This window comes from Caballeronia sp. SL1002 (assembly GCF_057814995.1).
The window spans coordinates 132058-149215 of sequence record NZ_JBYMUW010000002.1 but is presented as its reverse complement, the minus strand read 5'-3'; the positions used below and the strand labels follow the sequence as shown (position 1 = coordinate 149215).

16 protein-coding genes and 1 pseudogene are annotated in these 17158 nt (G+C 64.6%); 7 read left to right on the top strand and 10 right to left on the bottom strand.

What is annotated here, in order from left to right; all coding sequences use genetic code 11:
* Positions 1–62 precede the first annotated feature (62 nt).
* The 10 genes from AC3D25_RS03615 to mpl form a co-directional block, all read right to left on the bottom strand.
* Positions 63–1070 (bottom strand): arabinose ABC transporter substrate-binding protein, encoded by a 1008-nt coding sequence (locus AC3D25_RS03615; RefSeq protein ID WP_488887114.1) that lies wholly within the window; start codon positions 1068–1070, stop codon positions 63–65.
* 143 nt (positions 1071–1213) lie between these two features.
* Positions 1214–1993 (bottom strand): SDR family oxidoreductase, encoded by a 780-nt coding sequence (locus tag AC3D25_RS03610; protein ID WP_488887113.1) that lies wholly within the window; start codon positions 1991–1993, stop codon positions 1214–1216.
* Positions 1990–2667 (bottom strand): 2-dehydro-3-deoxy-6-phosphogalactonate aldolase, encoded by a 678-nt coding sequence (locus AC3D25_RS03605; RefSeq protein ID WP_488887112.1) that lies wholly within the window; start codon positions 2665–2667, stop codon positions 1990–1992. Before AC3D25_RS03605 ends, AC3D25_RS03610 begins: the two co-directional genes overlap by 4 nt.
* A 31-nt stretch (positions 2668–2698) precedes the next feature.
* On the bottom strand, positions 2699–3685 hold the full coding sequence (locus AC3D25_RS03600; RefSeq protein ID WP_488887111.1) for a 2-dehydro-3-deoxygalactonokinase: 987 nt from the start codon (positions 3683–3685) through the stop codon (positions 2699–2701).
* On the bottom strand, positions 3682–4617 hold the full coding sequence (locus tag AC3D25_RS03595) for an IclR family transcriptional regulator (RefSeq protein ID WP_488887110.1): 936 nt from the start codon (positions 4615–4617) through the stop codon (positions 3682–3684). Before AC3D25_RS03595 ends, AC3D25_RS03600 begins: the two co-directional genes overlap by 4 nt.
* 555 nt (positions 4618–5172) lie before the next feature.
* The gene (gene mtgA / locus AC3D25_RS03590) at positions 5173–5886 is read right to left on the bottom strand and encodes a monofunctional biosynthetic peptidoglycan transglycosylase (protein ID WP_488887109.1); all 714 of its coding nucleotides are present in this window, start codon (positions 5884–5886) and stop codon (positions 5173–5175) included.
* Positions 5887–5943: 57 nt separating this feature from the next.
* Positions 5944–6786: a shikimate dehydrogenase gene (aroE, locus tag AC3D25_RS03585; protein ID WP_488887108.1), complete on the bottom strand. Its 843-nt coding sequence runs from the start codon at positions 6784–6786 to the stop codon at positions 5944–5946.
* Positions 6783–8879: a ribonuclease catalytic domain-containing protein gene (locus AC3D25_RS03580; protein ID WP_488887107.1), complete on the bottom strand. Its 2097-nt coding sequence runs from the start codon at positions 8877–8879 to the stop codon at positions 6783–6785. Before AC3D25_RS03580 ends, aroE begins: the two co-directional genes overlap by 4 nt.
* Before the next feature lie 111 nt (positions 8880–8990).
* Entirely contained in the window at positions 8991–9590 is a 600-nt protein-coding gene (locus AC3D25_RS03575; RefSeq protein WP_488887106.1) for a YqiA/YcfP family alpha/beta fold hydrolase, read from the bottom strand.
* On the bottom strand, positions 9587–10981 hold the full coding sequence (gene mpl, locus AC3D25_RS03570; protein ID WP_488887105.1) for a UDP-N-acetylmuramate:L-alanyl-gamma-D-glutamyl-meso-diaminopimelate ligase: 1395 nt from the start codon (positions 10979–10981) through the stop codon (positions 9587–9589). The genes AC3D25_RS03575 and mpl overlap by 4 nt, the downstream gene beginning before the upstream one ends.
* Before the next feature lie 226 nt (positions 10982–11207).
* Between mpl and AC3D25_RS03565 the strand changes: the two genes are divergently transcribed.
* From AC3D25_RS03565 to AC3D25_RS03535, 7 genes and pseudogenes are all read left to right on the top strand, one after another.
* A complete protein-coding gene (locus AC3D25_RS03565) occupies positions 11208–11879 on the top strand; it encodes a UDP-N-acetylmuramate--alanine ligase (RefSeq protein WP_488887104.1) in 672 nt (223 codons plus the stop codon).
* A gap of 22 nt (positions 11880–11901) precedes the next feature.
* A complete protein-coding gene (locus AC3D25_RS03560) occupies positions 11902–12438 on the top strand; it encodes a TlpA family protein disulfide reductase (protein ID WP_488887103.1) in 537 nt (178 codons plus the stop codon).
* A 204-nt stretch (positions 12439–12642) separates the two neighbouring features.
* A pseudogene (locus AC3D25_RS03555) lies at positions 12643–12938 on the top strand (type II 3-dehydroquinate dehydratase).
* 88 nt (positions 12939–13026) lie between these two features.
* The gene (gene accB / locus AC3D25_RS03550) at positions 13027–13497 is read left to right on the top strand and encodes an acetyl-CoA carboxylase biotin carboxyl carrier protein (protein ID WP_488887102.1); all 471 of its coding nucleotides are present in this window, start codon (positions 13027–13029) and stop codon (positions 13495–13497) included.
* Positions 13498–13698: 201 nt separating this feature from the next.
* A complete protein-coding gene (gene accC / locus AC3D25_RS03545) occupies positions 13699–15069 on the top strand; it encodes an acetyl-CoA carboxylase biotin carboxylase subunit (protein WP_488887101.1) in 1371 nt (456 codons plus the stop codon).
* Between the two features lie 10 nt (positions 15070–15079).
* On the top strand, positions 15080–15982 hold the full coding sequence (gene prmA, locus AC3D25_RS03540; RefSeq protein WP_488887100.1) for a 50S ribosomal protein L11 methyltransferase: 903 nt from the start codon (positions 15080–15082) through the stop codon (positions 15980–15982).
* 46 nt (positions 15983–16028) lie between these two features.
* Positions 16029–17135, top strand: coding sequence for a DUF3426 domain-containing protein (locus AC3D25_RS03535; protein WP_488887099.1), 1107 nt, complete (start codon positions 16029–16031; stop codon positions 17133–17135).
* The last annotated feature ends 23 nt before the right edge of the window (positions 17136–17158 follow it).

Here is a 17158-nt window from a genome sequence, read left to right as displayed (position 1 = left end):
TTGCGGCCGCCCACGCGATGAACCGCGCGGGCAGCGTCTTCCCGTTACTCGTACCCGACGCCTTAGTTGGCGGCGAGGCCCATCTTCTGGCGCACGTCGGCCACGTTGTCACGCGTCGCGAGCATGCCGCTCGTGAGCGTGAGCAGCGGCGGCTGCTTGCCGTCCTTGATCCACGCGTACATCAGTTCCGACGTTTCTTCGCCGTGGCGCTTCGGGCTGATGATGACCGTGCCGTAGAAGCCCGTCGGGTTCGGCTTCTTGAATTCGTTCAGAGCCGAATCCGAACCGCCGATCCCCACGCCGATCATGTTGTCCGCCTTGAAGCCGCGACCTTCCGCTGCGCGCACCGCGCCGAGCACGGCTTCGTCGTTCAGGCCGAACGCGACCCAATGCTTGAAGTTCGTGTTCTTCGTCAGCGCGATGTTCGCTGCGTTGAACGCGTTTTCCGTGTCGGTCTTGGCTTGCGGCGCCATCACGATGTTCGCCTTCGGGAAACCGGCGGCAACCAGCGCGTCGGCGGCGCCGGCGGTGCGGTCATGCGCGGTCGGCAGTTGCTCGAACGTCACGTCGATCGCGCCGACGTCCTTCATGTCCCAGCCGCGCTTCTTGATTTCAGCCGCGATGCCTTCGCCCACTTGCTTGCCGATGTTGTAAGCCGAGATGCCCATGTGCGGCACGGATTCGATCGGCTTGCCCGCGCCGTCAACCAGGCGGTCGTCGACCGTCATCATCTTCAGGCCGTCGGCTTTCGCCTTCGCGACGATGCCCGGTCCGAGCTTGACGTCCGGCGTGCAGATCACGAAGCCCTGCGCCTTTTGCGCGGCCAGATTGTCGATCGCGCTCATCACCTTTTCACCCGACGGCGCGCCGATCTTCACCAGTGTGAAGCCCTTCTCCTTGGCGGCGGCTTCGGCGAATTTCCACTCGTCCTGGAACCACGGTTCTTCCGGCTGCTTCACCAGAAAGCCGATCTTGACGCTGTCGGCGGCCTGCGCCACCGGAGCGGCGAGCATCGTGGCGCTTGCAGCGGTCGTCGCGGCAACCAGCGTGAGGAACATTCTGCGTTTCATGTCGTGTCTCCTGAACTTGATATAACGAAGGTGTGTGGCCGCGTCTTCTTGTCGTGACGGCGCACCGCGGCCAGTGCGTCATCCGTATTCGGAACGTCTTCAGTCTTTCTTCAGTCGTTCTTCAGTCGTTCTTCAGTCGTTCTTCAGTCGTGATACAGCGCCGAACGTCCGCCATCCACCGTGATGCAGCTCGCGTTGATGAACGGCGCTTCGTCGGAGGCGAGAAACACGGCCGTCATCGCCACTTCTTCCGGCCGGCCGATACGTTTCATCGGCTGGAGATCGAGCGTCGCCTGACGCGCGGCTTTCGGATCGGCCTGTTCGTTCCACCAGTCGAGCGTCAACTGCGTCTCGATATAACCCGGCGCGATAGCGTTCACGCGCACCTGCCGGGCGGCATATTCGATCCCGAGCGCGCGCGTCAATCCGATCACGCCGTGCTTCGCCACCGGATACGGAAAGCAGCCCGGAATGATCTTGAAACTGTGCGTGGACGCGATATTCACGATACTTCCCGCGCCCCGCTCGACCATGCCCGGCAGCACCGCGCGGCAACCGTTCCAGACGCCGTCGAGGTCGACCGCGAAACAGCGCCGCCAGTCTTCGTCGGTGAGGGTGAGCGGATCGCGGAACATGTTGATGCCCGCGTTGTTCACCAGCACGCCGACCGCGCCGAATCGCGCCTCGGCTTCGCGCACCGCGTTCTGCACCGACGCGCTATGCGTCACGTCCGTTTGAACCGCGAGCACGGCGGCGGAACCCGTCGCTTCCGTGATCCGCGCAGCCGTTTCGCGGGCGGTGTCGAGATCCAGTTCCGCGAGCACGACCGACGCGCCTTCGCGCGCGAACGCCAGCGCGATCGCCGCGCCGATCCCGCGTCCGGCGCCCGTGATCAGCGCGGTCTTGCCGGCGAGCCGCTTCATTTCTTCTGACCCCGCGCAACGCGCAAGCCGTTCACGTAAGCCTTCGCGTGGGAGCCTGTGACCGCCGCGCTCTGGCCCGGCTTGTACAGCGCCGAGCCGAGGCCGAAGCCGTTCGCGCCCGCCGTGAGGAACGGTCCCATGTTGTCCGGCGTGATCCCGCCGACCGGCACGAGCGGTACTTCCGCCGCGATCACCGCGCGCCACGCCTTGACGACGTGCGCGCCCAACTGCTCGGCGGGGAACATCTTCAGCACGTCCGCGCCGTTTTTCAGCGCAAGGAACGCCTCGTTCGGCGTGGCGACGCCCGGCGCGCACGCCAGACCTTGCGCCTTCGCCGCGCGGATCACGTCGGCGTCGCTGTGCGGCATCACGATCAAATCGCCGCCCGCCGCCTTCACGTCCGCGACAAAGCTCGCGTGCAGCACGGTGCCCGCGCCGACGATCGCATCGGCGGGCAACGCAGCGCGAATCGCCGCGATGCTGTCGAACGGCTGCGGCGAATTGAGCGGCACCTCGACGATCCGAAAGCCCGCTTCATACAGCGCGAGGCCGTGATCGGCGGCGTCGGCGGGCGTCACGCCGCGCAGGATCGCGATCAGCGGACACGCGCTGAACGCGGCGTCGAGTCCGGCGTGCGGTGCATACGGCGCGGGAAGATTGATGTGAGGCTGCATGGTGTAACTCCTAAATGGATCAGGCCGCCCGTCAGGCCGCCCGGATTCCGGGTGCAATCAGTCCGGCTTCGGCGGCGATCCGATGCAGGCCGCGCTCGGTCGCGTGCGCGACGGTTTTCGCGTCGTCGCAGCCGTAGCGCGCGAGCGCCGCGCGGTAGCGTTCGCAGAGCGCGTCGTTGCCGATCAGGCGCAGCGTCTTGCCCGCGAGCGTCGATTGTTCGCGCGCCAGCACTTCGTTCAACCCGCGCAATTCATGGCCGATCAAGAGGCCCGAGAGGTAATCGGCCTGCTGTTCGGGCGCAAGCTGGCCGGTGAGGCCGAGCGTGCGCGTGCTGAAAATGGTCGCGAGCATGCCCGCGTGACCGGCGTTTTTCGCGGTATCGACGCCGCGCAGGAAGGCGGCGGTGTCCGGCTGATCGGCGTGACGCATCGTGCGGCCGAGGATCGTGTGGTCGCGCAGCGCACCGAACGTCTCGCCGGTCATGAACGTATAAAACCGCTCGATCCGGCCATGCCGCACGAACGCCCATTTCGCGTGCGTGCCGGGCAAGCCGATCAGCGCGCCGTCCGGCTCGCTTTCGAGAGATGCGTCGCCGGCGAGCGCGCCGAAAATCTGCGTTTCCTCGCCGCGCATGACGTTCGGCAGCGCGCCGGGTTCGAGCACGCCGGGCACGATATTCACGGTTGCGCCGTTTTTCGCCGTGACCTGGACCAGCCCGGCGACGAGCGCGGCGGCTCCGGCGGGCGTTTCAACGTACGGCGCTTCGAGCCAGCCCTGCGCACTGCCGACCATGCCCGCCGCGATCACGGGCAGACCGGGCCGCGCGGCGAGCCACGCGCCGCAGGTTTCGTCGAAGACCTGATCGAAGCCGCCATCCGGCAACTTCATGATGCCCGCCGACGACGAAACCGAGTCGAGCGGCGCGCCGTGTTCGTCGAGCAGATACGCGCGCAGGGACGTCGTGCCCCAGTCGAGCGCGATCAGCGCGGCAGCGGCGAAAGAAGAGCCGTCGTTCATCGTTTGATCCTGCGGGTTGTCGGCTGCGGCACGCGCCAGCCCAATTCTTCCGAGATCGCGCGCGCCTCGCGCTGCACGACCGGAATCAGTTCGTCCATGCGCTCGTGCGGCATGTAAGGAATCGTGCTCGCGACCGACAGCGCCGCGACGATCGCACCCGACGCATCGCGCACCGGCGCGGCGACGCAGCGGATCGACGCTTCGTTTTCTTCGAGATCGAACGTGAAGCCGCCTTGCGAATAGCGCGTCATGCGCTGCATGAAGGTATCGGAGTCGGGACGGTGATCCGGCTTGAAAATCGCGCCAGCGAGCGCGCGATGCGACGCGTCGAGCAGCTTCTTCCAGTACTCGGGCGCGAGGTCGAGCATCATCGCCTTGCCGATGCCTGTGGACGCGAGCGGCATCCGGTGGCCGACGCGCGAGCGCATTTCCAGCCCGCGCGTGCCGGGGATTTTGTCGATGTAGAGCACGTCGTCGCCGTCGCGCACGCCGAGGTGGATCGTGTCGTGCGTGTGCTGCGCCAGCGCTTCGAGATGCGGACGCGCGACGGCGGTGAGCGGCATCTGTTCGAGCGCGATGGTGCCGAGTTCGATCAGCTTCGGCCCAAGCAGATAACCGCCCTGCACCTGACGCAGATACCGCGCCTGCACGAGCGAACTGACGAGCCGGTGCGTCGTGCTACGGGTCGTGCCGAGGGCCGCGCCGAACGCGCGCAGATCGCGCGCGCCCGCAGCGGCGGCTTCGAGAATGGCGAGGCCGCGCAGCAGCGTTTGCGTGCCGGCCTGCTGCGGCGTGAGATCGAGCAGCGCGTTGGGCCGGGCGAGATCGGCGTGATTCGCGTGTTCGTTACCGCCGACGTGACCGTCGGACTTATCCGCGGTTTCGGCCGCGTGCGAGGCGGAGTCGAGTTCGGAATTCAGGGATTTGATCATGGCGCTCGGTGCGTACTCGTTGCGTGCTCTGGACCGGTTCGGTACGGGACTCGTTCGGCGGGGTAACGCTGCAAGGCGGCGCGCTCTGCTTGCGACGCGCGAGAACGTCAGTGGGGCCGGGAGCGGGCCGAAGGTGGCTTCATGAGCGGCTTCAAGAGCGGCTTCACAAGCGACTTCGAAAGCGACTTCGAAAGCGACTTCGAAAGCGGGAACGATGCGGCTTCGAGCGAGCGTGGACGAGCGATCGGATCAGGGATCGGGTGCATGGATTGTCTCCGTTCTTATGTCGGCGCGTGTGCTCGGAACGGGGTTCCGGCGCACTCGCGTGATGCCTTTCTGGCTGTGAACGGATTTTAGATCCGGCTCTCTCAAAAATTCAATATGTGATTGTGCTGCTCATATAATGGGAGTTTCGCGCTTTCGGATTGCTTTCATTTACGATAGAAAACCCTTAAAAATCAGTTCACTACACTAAACAATCGGGTTTGAGCGACCGGAAGCAAAAAGCCCCGATCGGACGATCAGGGCTTTTGGGAGATTCGGCACACGAAAGCTTTACTGCGGCAACTCCGCCGCGCCCATCCGCCGCGCGATCACGCCCGCGCGCTGCGCGAGATAAGGCGAATTGCGATGCTCGTCGAAGTATTTCGGGCGCGGCAACATAACGGCGAGCCGCGCGCTTTGCCCGGCCGTGAGTTTCGACGCCGACGTCTTGTAGTAATAGCGCGCCGCGGCTTCCGCGCCATAGACACCGTTGCCCCACTCCACCGAATTCAGATAGATCTCGTAGATGCGCTCTTTATCCATCCACAATTCGAGCATCGACGTGATGACGAGCTCTTCGCCCTTGCGGATATAGCTTTTTTCCCGCGACAGAAACAGATTTCGCGCAAGCTGCTGCGAAATCGTGGAGCCGCCCGCGACGATCTTCCCGCGCGCCTTGTTCTTTTCCCAGGCCTGCAGAATGGCGTCGGTTTCGTAGCCGTTGTTATTGACGAAATTGGCATCCTCGGAGGCGATGATCGCGCGCTTCAGGTTGCGCGAAATCTGGTCGTAGGGCACCCAGATTCGCTGCACCGGCACGCCTGGCCGTTCCTGCGCAAGCCGCCATGCGTCCGAGCGCATAAACGCCGTCGACGATGGATTCACCACCGTCCAGATGCCGATCTGCGCGAAAAAATAGAGCTGCGTCGCGAGAAACGCGATGCCGAGCACCGCGACGCCGTAGAAAATCCAGCGCGCCGGACTGGGACGTTTTGTTGTTGTCATCGTCGGTAGATTTTGTGGCCCAGCCAGCGCCCCGAGGTCGTACGCGGGTCGTGCCCGTTACGCCGTCTTCAGCACGCGGCGCAGTTCGCGCAGCGCTTCGCCGCCATCGGGCCGCACGCCGCGCCACACATAAAACGATTCCGCCGCCTGCTCGACGAGCATCCCGAGTCCATCCGCGACGCGCGCGCCGAGCGCGCTCGCGTGGCGCATGAACACGGTCGGCTGCGCGCTGTACATCATGTCGTAGGCAAGCGTGCCCGGACCGAACGCCGCGTCGTCGCAATCCGGCAGCGCGCCGTCGAGACTGCCCGCCGTCGCATTGACGATCACGTCGTAGACGCCCGCTTCCACCGCATCCGCGCCGCCGCCCGAAAAGCGCACGTTCGCGGCGTGCGCGGCGTCGGCGAACTGATCGACGAGTTGCTGCGCTTTCGCGGCCGTGCGATTCGCGATGGTCAGCGCGGCGGGCTTGCGCTCGAAAATCGGCAACACGACGCCACGCGCCGCGCCGCCCGCGCCGAGCAGCAAAACGCGCGCGCCGAGCAGATCGACGCCGAGGTTCTGCTCGATATCGCGCACGAGGCCGGCGCCGTCGGTGTTGTCGCCCTGGATGCCGTCGGCGGTGAACGACAAGGTGTTGACCGCGCCCGCCGCCGCCGCGCGCGGCGTCAGCGAATTCGCGAGCGCGTGCGCTTCGAGTTTGAACGGCACGGTCACATTCATGCCGCGCCCGCCCGCCGCGATAAACGCGCGCACGTCCTGCTCGAACGCGCCGATGGTGCCGCGAATGCGCCCGTATTCCACCGCTTCGCCCGTCTTCTGCGCGAAACGCGCGTGGATCCACGGCGACTTGCTATGTTCGACAGGATTGCCGATGACGGCGTAGCGGTCGCGATTCATCGCGTGGACTCCGTGGCGTCGGTCGCGTCGGGCGCGGCCGTGTCGGGTGAATGCTGGTCCGCAGAATCAGACGCTTCCGTAGATTCGGCCGACGCTTCCGCCTGCGCTTCAGCTTCGCTTTCCGCGCTGAGATCGTCGGATTCGACGATCTCTTCCTCTTCGGCTTCGGCTTGCGTGTCGGCGGCGGACGGCGCGGGTGCGTCGATCACATGCAGCAGACGGCACGACGCTTCAACGGTGAGTTCGTCGATCGACATCACATCCAGCATCACCTTCGTGCCGCGCGCGTGGACTCCGAGGCCGGGAACGTGCAGCATCAGCGGAATGTCGTCCAGACGCACGAGGTCGTCCTTCACCACCGACGCCGCGACGTGCTTCTTGCCCTCTTGCGTCAGCCAGCGCAGACACCAGAAATATTCCATCCGGCGCTGATGGTCGGCGTAGGCGGAATACGTGTCGTCGAAACCTTGCACGACGGCGAACAAATCCGCGTCCTTCGGCTTGAACGGCGCGGCGAACGCGGCCGTCACGCCGTGATGCACGCACGCGAGCAATTGCCACTGATTCACCAAGTCGACGTAGCGACGCAGCGGCGACGTGCTCCAAGCGTATTGCGCGACGCCAAGCCCTTCGTGCGGCGCGGGCGTCGTCTGCATGCGCGTGCGCTTCGGACCCGGCCCGCCGAAACCGCGCTGCGAGCGATAAATGCCCGGCACGCCGTGATCGTTCAGGAACGCGCCCCACGACGAATTCGCGAGAATCGCCAGTTCAGCGACGATCAGATCGAGCGGCGAACCGCGCCGGCGCGGCGTGATCGTGATGTGCTCGCCTTCCACATAAAAGTTGAAGTCGTTGTTGCGCTGGACTTCGCGGCGCAGGCCGTAAGTCGCGCGCGCTTCCTGGCGCTTTTCGAACAGCGCCTGCGCGAGCGGCCAGAGCACCGCGATGTCGTCCTTGTGCGGATAATCGCCCGAACCCGCCGCGAGCGTTTCCTCGGTGACGTGCTCATCGAGATGGTTATGGCGCAGATTGCTCGCGATAAACACGCGTTCCGCGCGCGTTTCCGACGCGACGATTTCCTGCGTCTCGCGATTCACGATGATGTAGAGCGACAACGCCGGGCGCAAACCGCCTTCGGCCAGCGTGAACGTTTCGACGACGCTATCGGGCAGCATCGTGATCTTGTCGCCGGGCATGTAGACCGTCGACAAGCGCGTTCGCGCAATCGCGTCCACCATGTCGCCGCGCGTGATGCCGAGCGCGGGCGCGGCGATGTGCACGCCCACGCGCACGCGGCCATCGGCGAGATGCTCGACGGAAAACGCATCGTCGATTTCAGTGGTCGTAACGTCGTCGATAGAGAACGCGCGCACGTTCGCTTCCGGCAGATCGTCCGGAAGCGGCGGCACCTGAACCGCCGGAAAGCCGATCCCGTGCGGGAAGAACTCGGACAGAAAGCGCGCTTCGTGCAGCGCGCGCGCCGACGGAATGCCACCGCATTCGAGCATCAGCCGCGCCTGCGAAATGCCGCGCGCCGCCGCCGCCGCTTCGAGCGCCTTGTACTCGATCGCGTTCTTGTCGGGCTTGGTCAAAAGGCCGATCGCCTTGCCCACCAGCGCGTCGGGCAGCTTGCCCGCCTTCAGTTCCTCTTCGTAGCCCGCCTGCACGAGCGCCTGCTGGCGCTTGCGCTCCAGCCCGGCGAGCGCCATTTTCAGTTGCTCCTGCGGCGCGCGCTGATATTGCCCGCGACCCTTGCGCCGAAAATACACCGGCGCGCCGTGCATGCGCAGCACGAGCGCCGCGCGTTCGACCGCGCCGAATTTATCGCCGAAGTAATCCGCGCCGAGCGTCGCGAACGGAAATTCGTCTTCGGGCGCGCATTCCCACAGGAAGTCCAGATCGATATCCTGCGCGACGGTGTCCGCCTGCTGCATCAGATCGCCCGCGCCGGGTTTTTCGAACTCGATCAGCACGTCTTTCGCGCGCACCTTCGCGCGCCGGCCGCCCGGCAACTCGACCTGGAACGCGTCGCCCTGCTTGGACAGGACTGCGCCGGCCTTGAAACTACCCGATTCCTCGAAGAAAACGTTCACTCAATACTCTCGTAAGACTGTGAACCGGCACATCGCGCGCGCCGGTGAAAATTGGATTGCCGCGTGTTGGCTTCGTTTAGCGCAACTTGGCGACGGTTCGATGCATAGCGCTCAGGCGGCTGGCGCCATCGGCGCGGATTGCCTCTGCGCACAGAACGCGAGCACCGCATCGAGATGCGCCGGGAAATCGCTGAGCGCGTGGTCGCCGCCCTGGATCAGCGTGGTTCGCACATTCGGATAATGGTCCAGCATGGTTCGGTAATCGAGCACTTCGTCGCCGGTCGCCGCGATCAGATAGTAGCGCTCGGGACGCGTGATCGATGCGACCGTCAGCGCGCGCAGTTCTTCCAGATGCCGCGGCGTGACGACCACGCTGCCGCCGCCGTGCCACAGCGGCTGTTCGCCGAGATACGCGCTGAGATCGCGATCCGGCACCACGGCCGGATTCAGCAGCACGGCCGGCCAGCCGTGCTTTTCCGCGAGATACGTCGCGTAAAAGCCGCCGAGCGAACTGCCGACCACGGTGATCGGCTCGTCCTTTTGCGCCTCGGCTGCGAGTTTTTCCGCGAGCTCGATGGCCTCGCGCGGCGACACCGGCAGGCTCGGACAACGCCACTCCGCGGACCGGCCGGCTTCCGCGAGCCGCGCGGCCATCACGCGCGCCTTGAACGACTGCGGGGACGAGCGGAAACCGTGCAGATAAAGAATCACGCGAGTTCTCCACGCGGCCGCGCCGACAGCGCGTCCAGCAATTTCTGATGCACGCCGCCGAAGCCGCCGTTACTCATCACGAGAATGTGGTCGCCGGGACGGGCCGCCGCCACGACGGCTTTGACGAGCGGCTCGATTTCGTCGAACGCGCGCGCCTTGTCGCCGAGCGGCGATAACGCCTCGCCGAGATCCCAGCCGAGCTTGTCGCGCCCTTCGCGCGCGCCGTAACCGAAAACGAGATCCGCACCGCCGAGGCTCGCGGGCAACTGGGCTTTCATCGTGCCGAGTTTCATCGTGTTCGAACGCGGTTCGAGCACGGCGAGAATGCGTGAATTGCCGATGCGTGTGCGCAAGCCCGCGACGGTCGTGTCGATCGCGGTCGGATGGTGCGCGAAGTCGTCGTAGACGGTCACGCCGTCCACGCTGCCTTTCACTTCCATGCGTCGCTTGACGTTGCGAAAGCTCGCGAGCGATTGCGCCGCCTGCGCGGGCGGCACGCCAACCGAGCGCGCCGCCGCGATCGCCGCCAGCGCATTCATGCGGTTGTGCTCGCCCTGCACGTGCCAGTCCACGACGCCCATCCGCTCGCCCGCCCAATAAACCGCGAATTGTTCATCGACGCGCGCGCCGTCGGTCGCGGGCAACGCCTGCCAGCCGCCTTCGACACCAAAACGCTCGACGCCCGACCAGCAGCCGCGCGAAAGCACGCGGTCGAGCGCGTCTTCACGCCCGTTCGACACGATCCGCCCGACGCCCGGCACCGTCCGGACAAGGTGATGAAACTGCGTTTCGATCGCGGCGAGATCGGCAAAGATGTCGGCGTGATCGAATTCGAGATTGTTCAGGACGGCCGTACGCGGCCGGTAGTGGACGAACTTGGAGCGCTTGTCGAAAAACGCGGTGTCGTATTCGTCGGCTTCGATCACGAAGAAACTCGAATCCGTCAGCCGCGCCGAAATGCCGAAGTTCAGCGGCACGCCGCCGATCAGGAAGCCGGGGTTCATGCCCGCGTCTTCCAGCAGCCACGCGAGCATCGAACTCGTGGTGGTCTTGCCGTGCGTTCCAGCTACCGCCAGCACCCATTTTCCCGCCAGCACGTGCTCGCCGAGCCATTGCGGACCGGACGTGTACGGCAGGCCGCGATCGAGAATTGCTTCCATCAGCGGATTGCCGCGCGACACCACGTTGCCGATTACGAACAGATCGGGTTCGAGCGACAGTTGCTCGACGCCGTACCCTTCAATCAGTTCGATACCCTGCGCTTCGAGCTGCGTGCTCATCGGCGGGTAGACGCCGGCGTCGCAGCCGGTGACCTTGTGGCCCGCCTCGCGAGCCAGAACGGCGAGACCGCCCATGAACGTGCCGCAGATACCGAGGATGTGGATGTGCATAAACCGTGTCGCGCCGCGCGGGCGTCATTGCGGAAAACCTGGACGGGCAGAGAACGTGAAACGCCCGTCCGCGAAGGTGCCGGGTGCCGGCGGAAATCCGCCCGCACCGAAGCGTCATATTGTAACCGAGCGCGCCGGGCGTTCCGGCCTCCGGCTCTCCGGCGGTTGGCCGTTCCGGCGTCCGGCGGCGCACGGAAGGTCCGGCAATCTCTTGTATGATTCAGCCATGGTTCGCAAATCACATTTCGATCCGCTACGGGTGCGCGAGGAAATCGCCATTGCGGCTGCGCGGATGATCGCCGAAGACGGGCTCGACTATTCCACCGCGAAGCGCAAGGCTGCGCGGCAAGTGGTAGGCGAGACGAAAGTGGGCGGCGAATGGCTCCCGGACAACGATCAGATCGAAGAGGAAATCCGCGAGTACCAAGCGATTTTCCAGAGCGACAGCCAGCCCGCCGTGTTGCGGCGCATGCGCGAAGTCGCGCTCGACTGGATGCTGCGCCTTGAGCCATTCAATCCGTATCTGACTGGCGCCGTGCTGAACGGCACGGCGGGCGAACATTCCGACATTCATCTGCAATGTTTCTGCGACAACCCGAAGGAAGTCGCGATTTATCTGCTGAACGCCAACATTCAATACGACGTTTCCGAGACGCGCCATTTCGCCGGACGCGGCTACGTCGAAACGCTCAGCTTCCTGACGCGCCCGACTCGCGACGAAGCGCCGATGGGCCTGCATATCGCGCTCTACGACACCAACGACTTGCGCGGCGCCGTGCGCGCCGACCATCGTGGACGCCTGTCGCGGGCGAACACCGCGGCGGTACGCGCACTGCTCGAACGCCCCGCCTCGACCGACTCCAAAGATGCGCCGCCACCGGCGGCCGTCGATCACTAATCCGGCATTTACGGCACTTCCGATGAACTCCAAACGTATTTTCGCGGCGCTCGTCGTCGCGCTCGTGGCGACGGGCGGCGGTTATTACGCGGGCCATCTGGCGATGGGCGGCGGATCGAGCGAGGCCGCGTCCACCGGCAGCGCAGTCGATCAACTTTGGCACGCGCAACTCCAGAACGCCGACGGCACGACGCAAAGCATTGCGTCGTTCAAGGGCAAAGCGGTCGTCGTCAATTTCTGGGCGTCGTGGTGCGCGCCGTGCGTGAAGGAGATGCCGGCGCTTGCCGCGTTGCATCGCGAGTATGAGAAGAAGGGCATCACGTTCGTTGGCCTCGGCGTGGATACCGATAAGAACGTCAACGGCTTCCTGCAGAAAGTCCCGGTGAACTACCCCGTCTACATAGCGGGATTTGGCGGCGCGGACCTTGCGCGCGCATTCGGCAATACGGCGGGCGGCTTGCCGTTTACCGTCGTAATCGACGCAAAAGGCGTCGTTCGTTCGACAAAACTAGGCGAAGTCGATCCTAAAGAACTTAAGCAGACGCTCGACGCGCTGTAAGTTTTCACGCCAGCATCCTCGACATTCGAGCGCGTTCGGCGCGCGTTGGACGCTTTTTCCGCATTTTTGAGAGAACATGTGACCGCTCGGGCGCATCTTCGTGTAATTTCTCCCGGTGCGCCAAACTGCCTTGCGCGGTAAAACTAGACAAAATTCTCTAATCAGCGCTAAAGTGCGCCCAATTCCGGACAAACCGAAGCGACTATGTCACGACTGCTGGAGCCGCGCGGCTCCAATCTCATTCTGTTAGGCACCCGCGAACCTGCCATGTACGGGCGCGTCGTTCTGACGGAAATCGATCACGCGCTGACGCAGCGGGCGTCCGGATCCGGCGCGCAGCGTTCGACGTTTCCAACCAGTCACGAAGGCGCAAGGCGTTCCGGCATCACGCTTACTTTTCAGACGCGGCAAAAGGCGTTGTCTGAGGTCTCGGCTGAAAAGGCTATCTGTACGCACTCGACTTCGCACTCGAGCGGCTGGCGGCAAAAACGCGCGGCTGAACGCGCGTAGCGCCCCGCCGGCGGCACCATAAATCAAGTCAGCACCGGACGCGTTTCCGGTCTCCAAGCATTGAAAGGGGATTTTTCGATGGACCTTCGTAAACTCAAAACTTTGATCGACCTCGTCTCGGAATCCGGTATCTCGGAACTGGAAGTGACGGAAGGCGAAGGAAAGGTTCGCATCGTCAAGAACGCCGCGCCGGTCTACATGCAGGCGCCGCAATACGCGCCGGCGGGCCCGATGCAGGCCGCGCCGCAATACGGCGGTCCCGCCGCCGAAGGCGCCGCACCGGCGGCGCCCGCCGTCGCCGCCGCGCCGCAAGGTCACGTGGTCACCTCGCCGATGGTCGGCTCGTTCTACCGCGCGCCGTCGCCGGGCGCGGACCCGTTCGTGCAGGTCGGCGATACGGTCAAGGAAGGCCAGACGATCTGCATCATCGAAGCCATGAAGCTCCTGAACGAGATCGAATCGGACAAGTCCGGCGTCGTGAAGGAAATTCTGGTCGATAACGGTCAGGCCGTGGAATACGGTCAGCCGCTCTTCGTGATCGGCGACTAAGCGACAGCGCGGATTTTTCGCGCGTACGTGCCGGAAGCCGCAGCGCCACGAGCCGCGCGAATTCCGGTGCACGCAGCATTCAGGCGCGCGCTGACCGCAGGTCGGGCGCGCCTCCGATCCTCTAGGACCGCTTGCCGCAACCTGGCCGCGCACACCGCGGCACCTGCCCAAGCAGCCCATTGATGAGTCGAAAAACGAGCTATGTTTGAAAAAATCCTCATTGCGAACCGTGGCGAAATCGCGCTTCGTATCCAGCGCGCGTGCCGCGAACTGGGCGTCAAGACGGTTATCGTCTATTCGGAAGCCGACAAGGAAGCCAAATACGTGAAGTTGGCCGACGAAGCCGTCTGTATCGGACCGGCTCCGTCGAACCTGAGTTATCTGAACATGCCCGCGCTGATCAGCGCGGCCGAAGTGACCGACGCCGAAGCGATCCACCCCGGCTACGGCTTCCTCTCGGAAAACGCGGACTTCGCGGAGCGCGTCGAGCAATCCGGCTTTACGTTTATCGGCCCGCGTCCGGAAACCATCCGCATGATGGGCGACAAGGTCACCGCCAAGCAGACGATGATCAAGACCGGCGTGCCGTGCGTGCCGGGTTCGGAAGGTGCGTTGCCCGACGATCCGAAGGAAATCGTGAAGATTGCGCGCGCGGTCGGCTATCCGGTCATCATCAAGGCGGCGGGCGGCGGCGGCGGACGCGGCATGCGCGTGGTGCATACGGAAGCGGCGCTCGTGAACGCGGTCAACATGACGCGTGAAGAAGCGGGCCGCGCGTTCGGCAATCCGCAGGTCTACATGGAGAAATTCCTGGAGAACCCGCGGCACATCGAGATCCAGATCCTCGCCGACTCGTTCAAGAACGCGATCTGGCTGGGCGAGCGCGATTGCTCGATGCAGCGCCGTCACCAGAAGGTGATCGAGGAAGCGCCGGCGCCGGGTATCGCGCGCCGCCTGATCGACAGGATTGGCGATCGTTGCGCGGATGCCTGCAAGAAAATGGGCTATCTCGGCGCGGGCACGTTCGAATTCCTGTACGAAAACAACGAGTTCTATTTCATTGAAATGAACACGCGCGTGCAGGTCGAGCATCCGGTCACCGAACTGATTACCGGCGTCGATATCGTGCAGGAACAGATCCGGATCGCGGCGGGCGAAAAGCTGCTGTTCCGTCAGAAGGACATTCAGTTCCGCGGCCACGCGATCGAATGCCGGATCAACGCCGAAGATCCGTTCAAGTTCACGCCGTCGCCGGGACGCCTGACCTCGTGGCATTCGCCGGGCGGCCCGGGCATTCGCGTCGATTCGCATGCGTACAACGGCTATTTCGTGCCGCCGAACTACGATTCGATGATCGGCAAGCTGATTTCCTACGGCGCGACGCGCGAGCAGGCGATCAACCGCATGCGTATCGCGTTGTCGGAAATGGTGGTGGAAGGCATCTCGACCAACATCCCGCTGCATCGCGAGATGATGATCGACGCGAAGTTCGTCGAAGGCGGCACGAGCATTCACTACCTCGAAAACAAGCTGGCGGCGCGCCAGGCCGCCGTCGCCGCCGAAGACGCGTGAAGGTGAAGCCATGAGTTACCGGGAACTGATCGCCGAGCTGGATCGCGAGCACGCGGAAGCGCTGTCGGACGCGCTGCTCGAACTCGGCGCGTTGTCGGTGTCGGTGGAAGACGCCGACGCCGATACGCCCGACGAGCAGCCGCTTTTCGGCGAGCCCGGTCTCACGCCGGAAAACCGCGCGTGGAATCGCTCGCGCGTGGTCGCGCTCCTCGCCGACGACGCCGATCCCGCCGTCCTGCTCGCCGCCGCCGCGAACGAAATCGCGCTGGCGGAAGCGCCCGCGTTCACGTTGCGCGACGTCGAGGAGCAGGACTGGGTGCGGCTTACGCAATCCCAGTTCGACCCCATTTCGATCGGCGAACGCATCTGGGTCGTGCCGTCGTGGCACGACGCGCCCGATCCCGACGCGCTCATTCTCGAACTCGATCCGGGCCTCGCGTTCGGCACGGGCAGCCACCCCACCACGCGTTTGTGCATGGAATGGCTGGAGCAATCGGTGAAGGCGGATCAATCCGTGCTCGATTACGGTTGCGGCTCCGGCATCCTCGCGATTCTCGCGAAGAAGTGCGGCGCGAATCCGGTGATCGGCATCGATATCGACCCGCAGGCGGTCGAGTCCGCGCGTCAGAACAGCGAGCGCAACCGCGCGGAAGTGACCTACGGATTGCCCGCCGATCTCGCCGAAGGCGAGTTCGATATCGTCGTCGCGAATATTCTGTCGAACCCGCTGAAACTGATGGCGTCGATGCTCTCGGCGCGCGTCAAACCGGGCGGGCGCATCGCGTTGTCGGGCATTCTGGCGCGTCAGGCCGACGAGGTCGCCGCAGTCTATGCGGAATGGATCGACATCGGCGTATGGCGCGAGCACGAAGGCTGGGTGTGTCTTGCGGGAACCCGGCGCGAAAGCCTTTAGAATAGCGCCATCGTCCACGACCGGCCGTCAGGCCTACGGCTCAAACATGGCGCTGGCAACCCGCTGTCCTCACTGCGAAACAGTTTTCCGACTCGATCCACACCTGCTCGCGCCGCACGACGGCCGCGTGCGGTGCGGCCATTGCCAGGAAGTATTCGACGCAGCACATCATCAGTTCGAATTCGTCGAACCGGAAGCCGCGCGCGCGACTCCGGACGAAACCGCATTCGACGAAACACTCGTCAGTAATACCGTTCGTCACGCCAGCACCGCCGATGAACCGGCTGCCCGGCATCCGTCGGTCGCCGCTGCGCCGCTGAAACCCTCCGCGTCCGCCGCTCCGGATTACTCCCCCGCCATCGCGAACGAGTTCGAGGAAGACGAGCCGGAAACCTCGGGCGCGCTCTTCGAAAAGCATCACGCCGATGTGCGCACCGAGCCGTATATCGGCACGCCGCCGCCTTCATCTAAACCCGCACCGCAACCGGCATCAGCCACCCCGCAGGAGACGCGCATGAGGTGGCGTCCGGTCGATGCGCCCGAAAGCGCCGTGCCGCCGTCGCGCCCTGAAAGCGCGTATGCACCGGCTGCCGCCCTGCCCGCCCACGCGCATCATCATCCCGCTGGCGAATCGTTCCCCACGATGCGCGAACCGCATTCGCCGGTGCGCTCCAACGCTGCGCTGCGGATCGCGGGAACGGTCGTGGCGGTGCTGCTCGCGATCCTGCTCGTCGCGCAGATCGCGTGGTGGCAGCGCGAGGCCGTCATGATCTATCTGCCGCGCTCGCAGGCGGTCTATGCGTCGGTTTGCGCGAAGATCGGCTGCGCGGTTGCGCCGCCGCGCGATATCGACGGATTGCAGATCGAGAATTCCGGATTGCGGCAGGTGGACGGCTCGCACAAGCTCGAACTCAAACTCTCGCTGCACAACCGTTTCGATGTCGCGCTCGCCTATCCGGCGCTGGAAGTCACCCTGCTCGACGATAAAAACAACGTCGCGATCCGCCGCGTGCTCTGGCCGCTGGACTACGCGCGGCCCGGCACGGCGATCGCCGCGGGACTTCCGCCGCGCGGCACGCAGAACGTGATCGTGCGTCTCGACACCGGCGACAGCGTCGCCGCCAATTACCGCGTGCAGATTTTCTATCCCTGACGCGGCGTGTTTTCTCATCGCGC

Excerpts from the sequence above, each read along its gene's own strand:
- aroE (WP_488887108.1), bottom strand. The coding sequence starts at position 6,786 with ATGAATCGCGACCGCTACGCCGTCATCGGCAATCCTGTCGAACATAGC.
- AC3D25_RS03565 (WP_488887104.1), top strand. The coding sequence starts at position 11,208 with ATGGTTCGCAAATCACATTTCGATCCGCTACGGGTGCGCGAGGAAATC.
- AC3D25_RS03560 (WP_488887103.1), top strand. The coding sequence starts at position 11,902 with ATGAACTCCAAACGTATTTTCGCGGCGCTCGTCGTCGCGCTCGTGGCG.
- AC3D25_RS03610 (WP_488887113.1), bottom strand. The coding sequence starts at position 1,993 with ATGAAGCGGCTCGCCGGCAAGACCGCGCTGATCACGGGCGCCGGACGC.
- accC (WP_488887101.1), top strand. The coding sequence starts at position 13,699 with ATGTTTGAAAAAATCCTCATTGCGAACCGTGGCGAAATCGCGCTTCGT.
- AC3D25_RS03615 (WP_488887114.1), bottom strand. The coding sequence starts at position 1,070 with ATGAAACGCAGAATGTTCCTCACGCTGGTTGCCGCGACGACCGCTGCA.
- AC3D25_RS03595 (WP_488887110.1), bottom strand. The coding sequence starts at position 4,617 with ATGATCAAATCCCTGAATTCCGAACTCGACTCCGCCTCGCACGCGGCC.
- mpl (WP_488887105.1), bottom strand. The coding sequence starts at position 10,981 with ATGCACATCCACATCCTCGGTATCTGCGGCACGTTCATGGGCGGTCTC.
- accB (WP_488887102.1), top strand. The coding sequence starts at position 13,027 with ATGGACCTTCGTAAACTCAAAACTTTGATCGACCTCGTCTCGGAATCC.
- prmA (WP_488887100.1), top strand. The coding sequence starts at position 15,080 with ATGAGTTACCGGGAACTGATCGCCGAGCTGGATCGCGAGCACGCGGAA.
- mtgA (WP_488887109.1), bottom strand. The coding sequence starts at position 5,886 with ATGACAACAACAAAACGTCCCAGTCCGGCGCGCTGGATTTTCTACGGC.
- AC3D25_RS03535 (WP_488887099.1), top strand. The coding sequence starts at position 16,029 with ATGGCGCTGGCAACCCGCTGTCCTCACTGCGAAACAGTTTTCCGACTC.
- AC3D25_RS03600 (WP_488887111.1), bottom strand. The coding sequence starts at position 3,685 with ATGAACGACGGCTCTTCTTTCGCCGCTGCCGCGCTGATCGCGCTCGAC.
- AC3D25_RS03605 (WP_488887112.1), bottom strand. The coding sequence starts at position 2,667 with ATGCAGCCTCACATCAATCTTCCCGCGCCGTATGCACCGCACGCCGGA.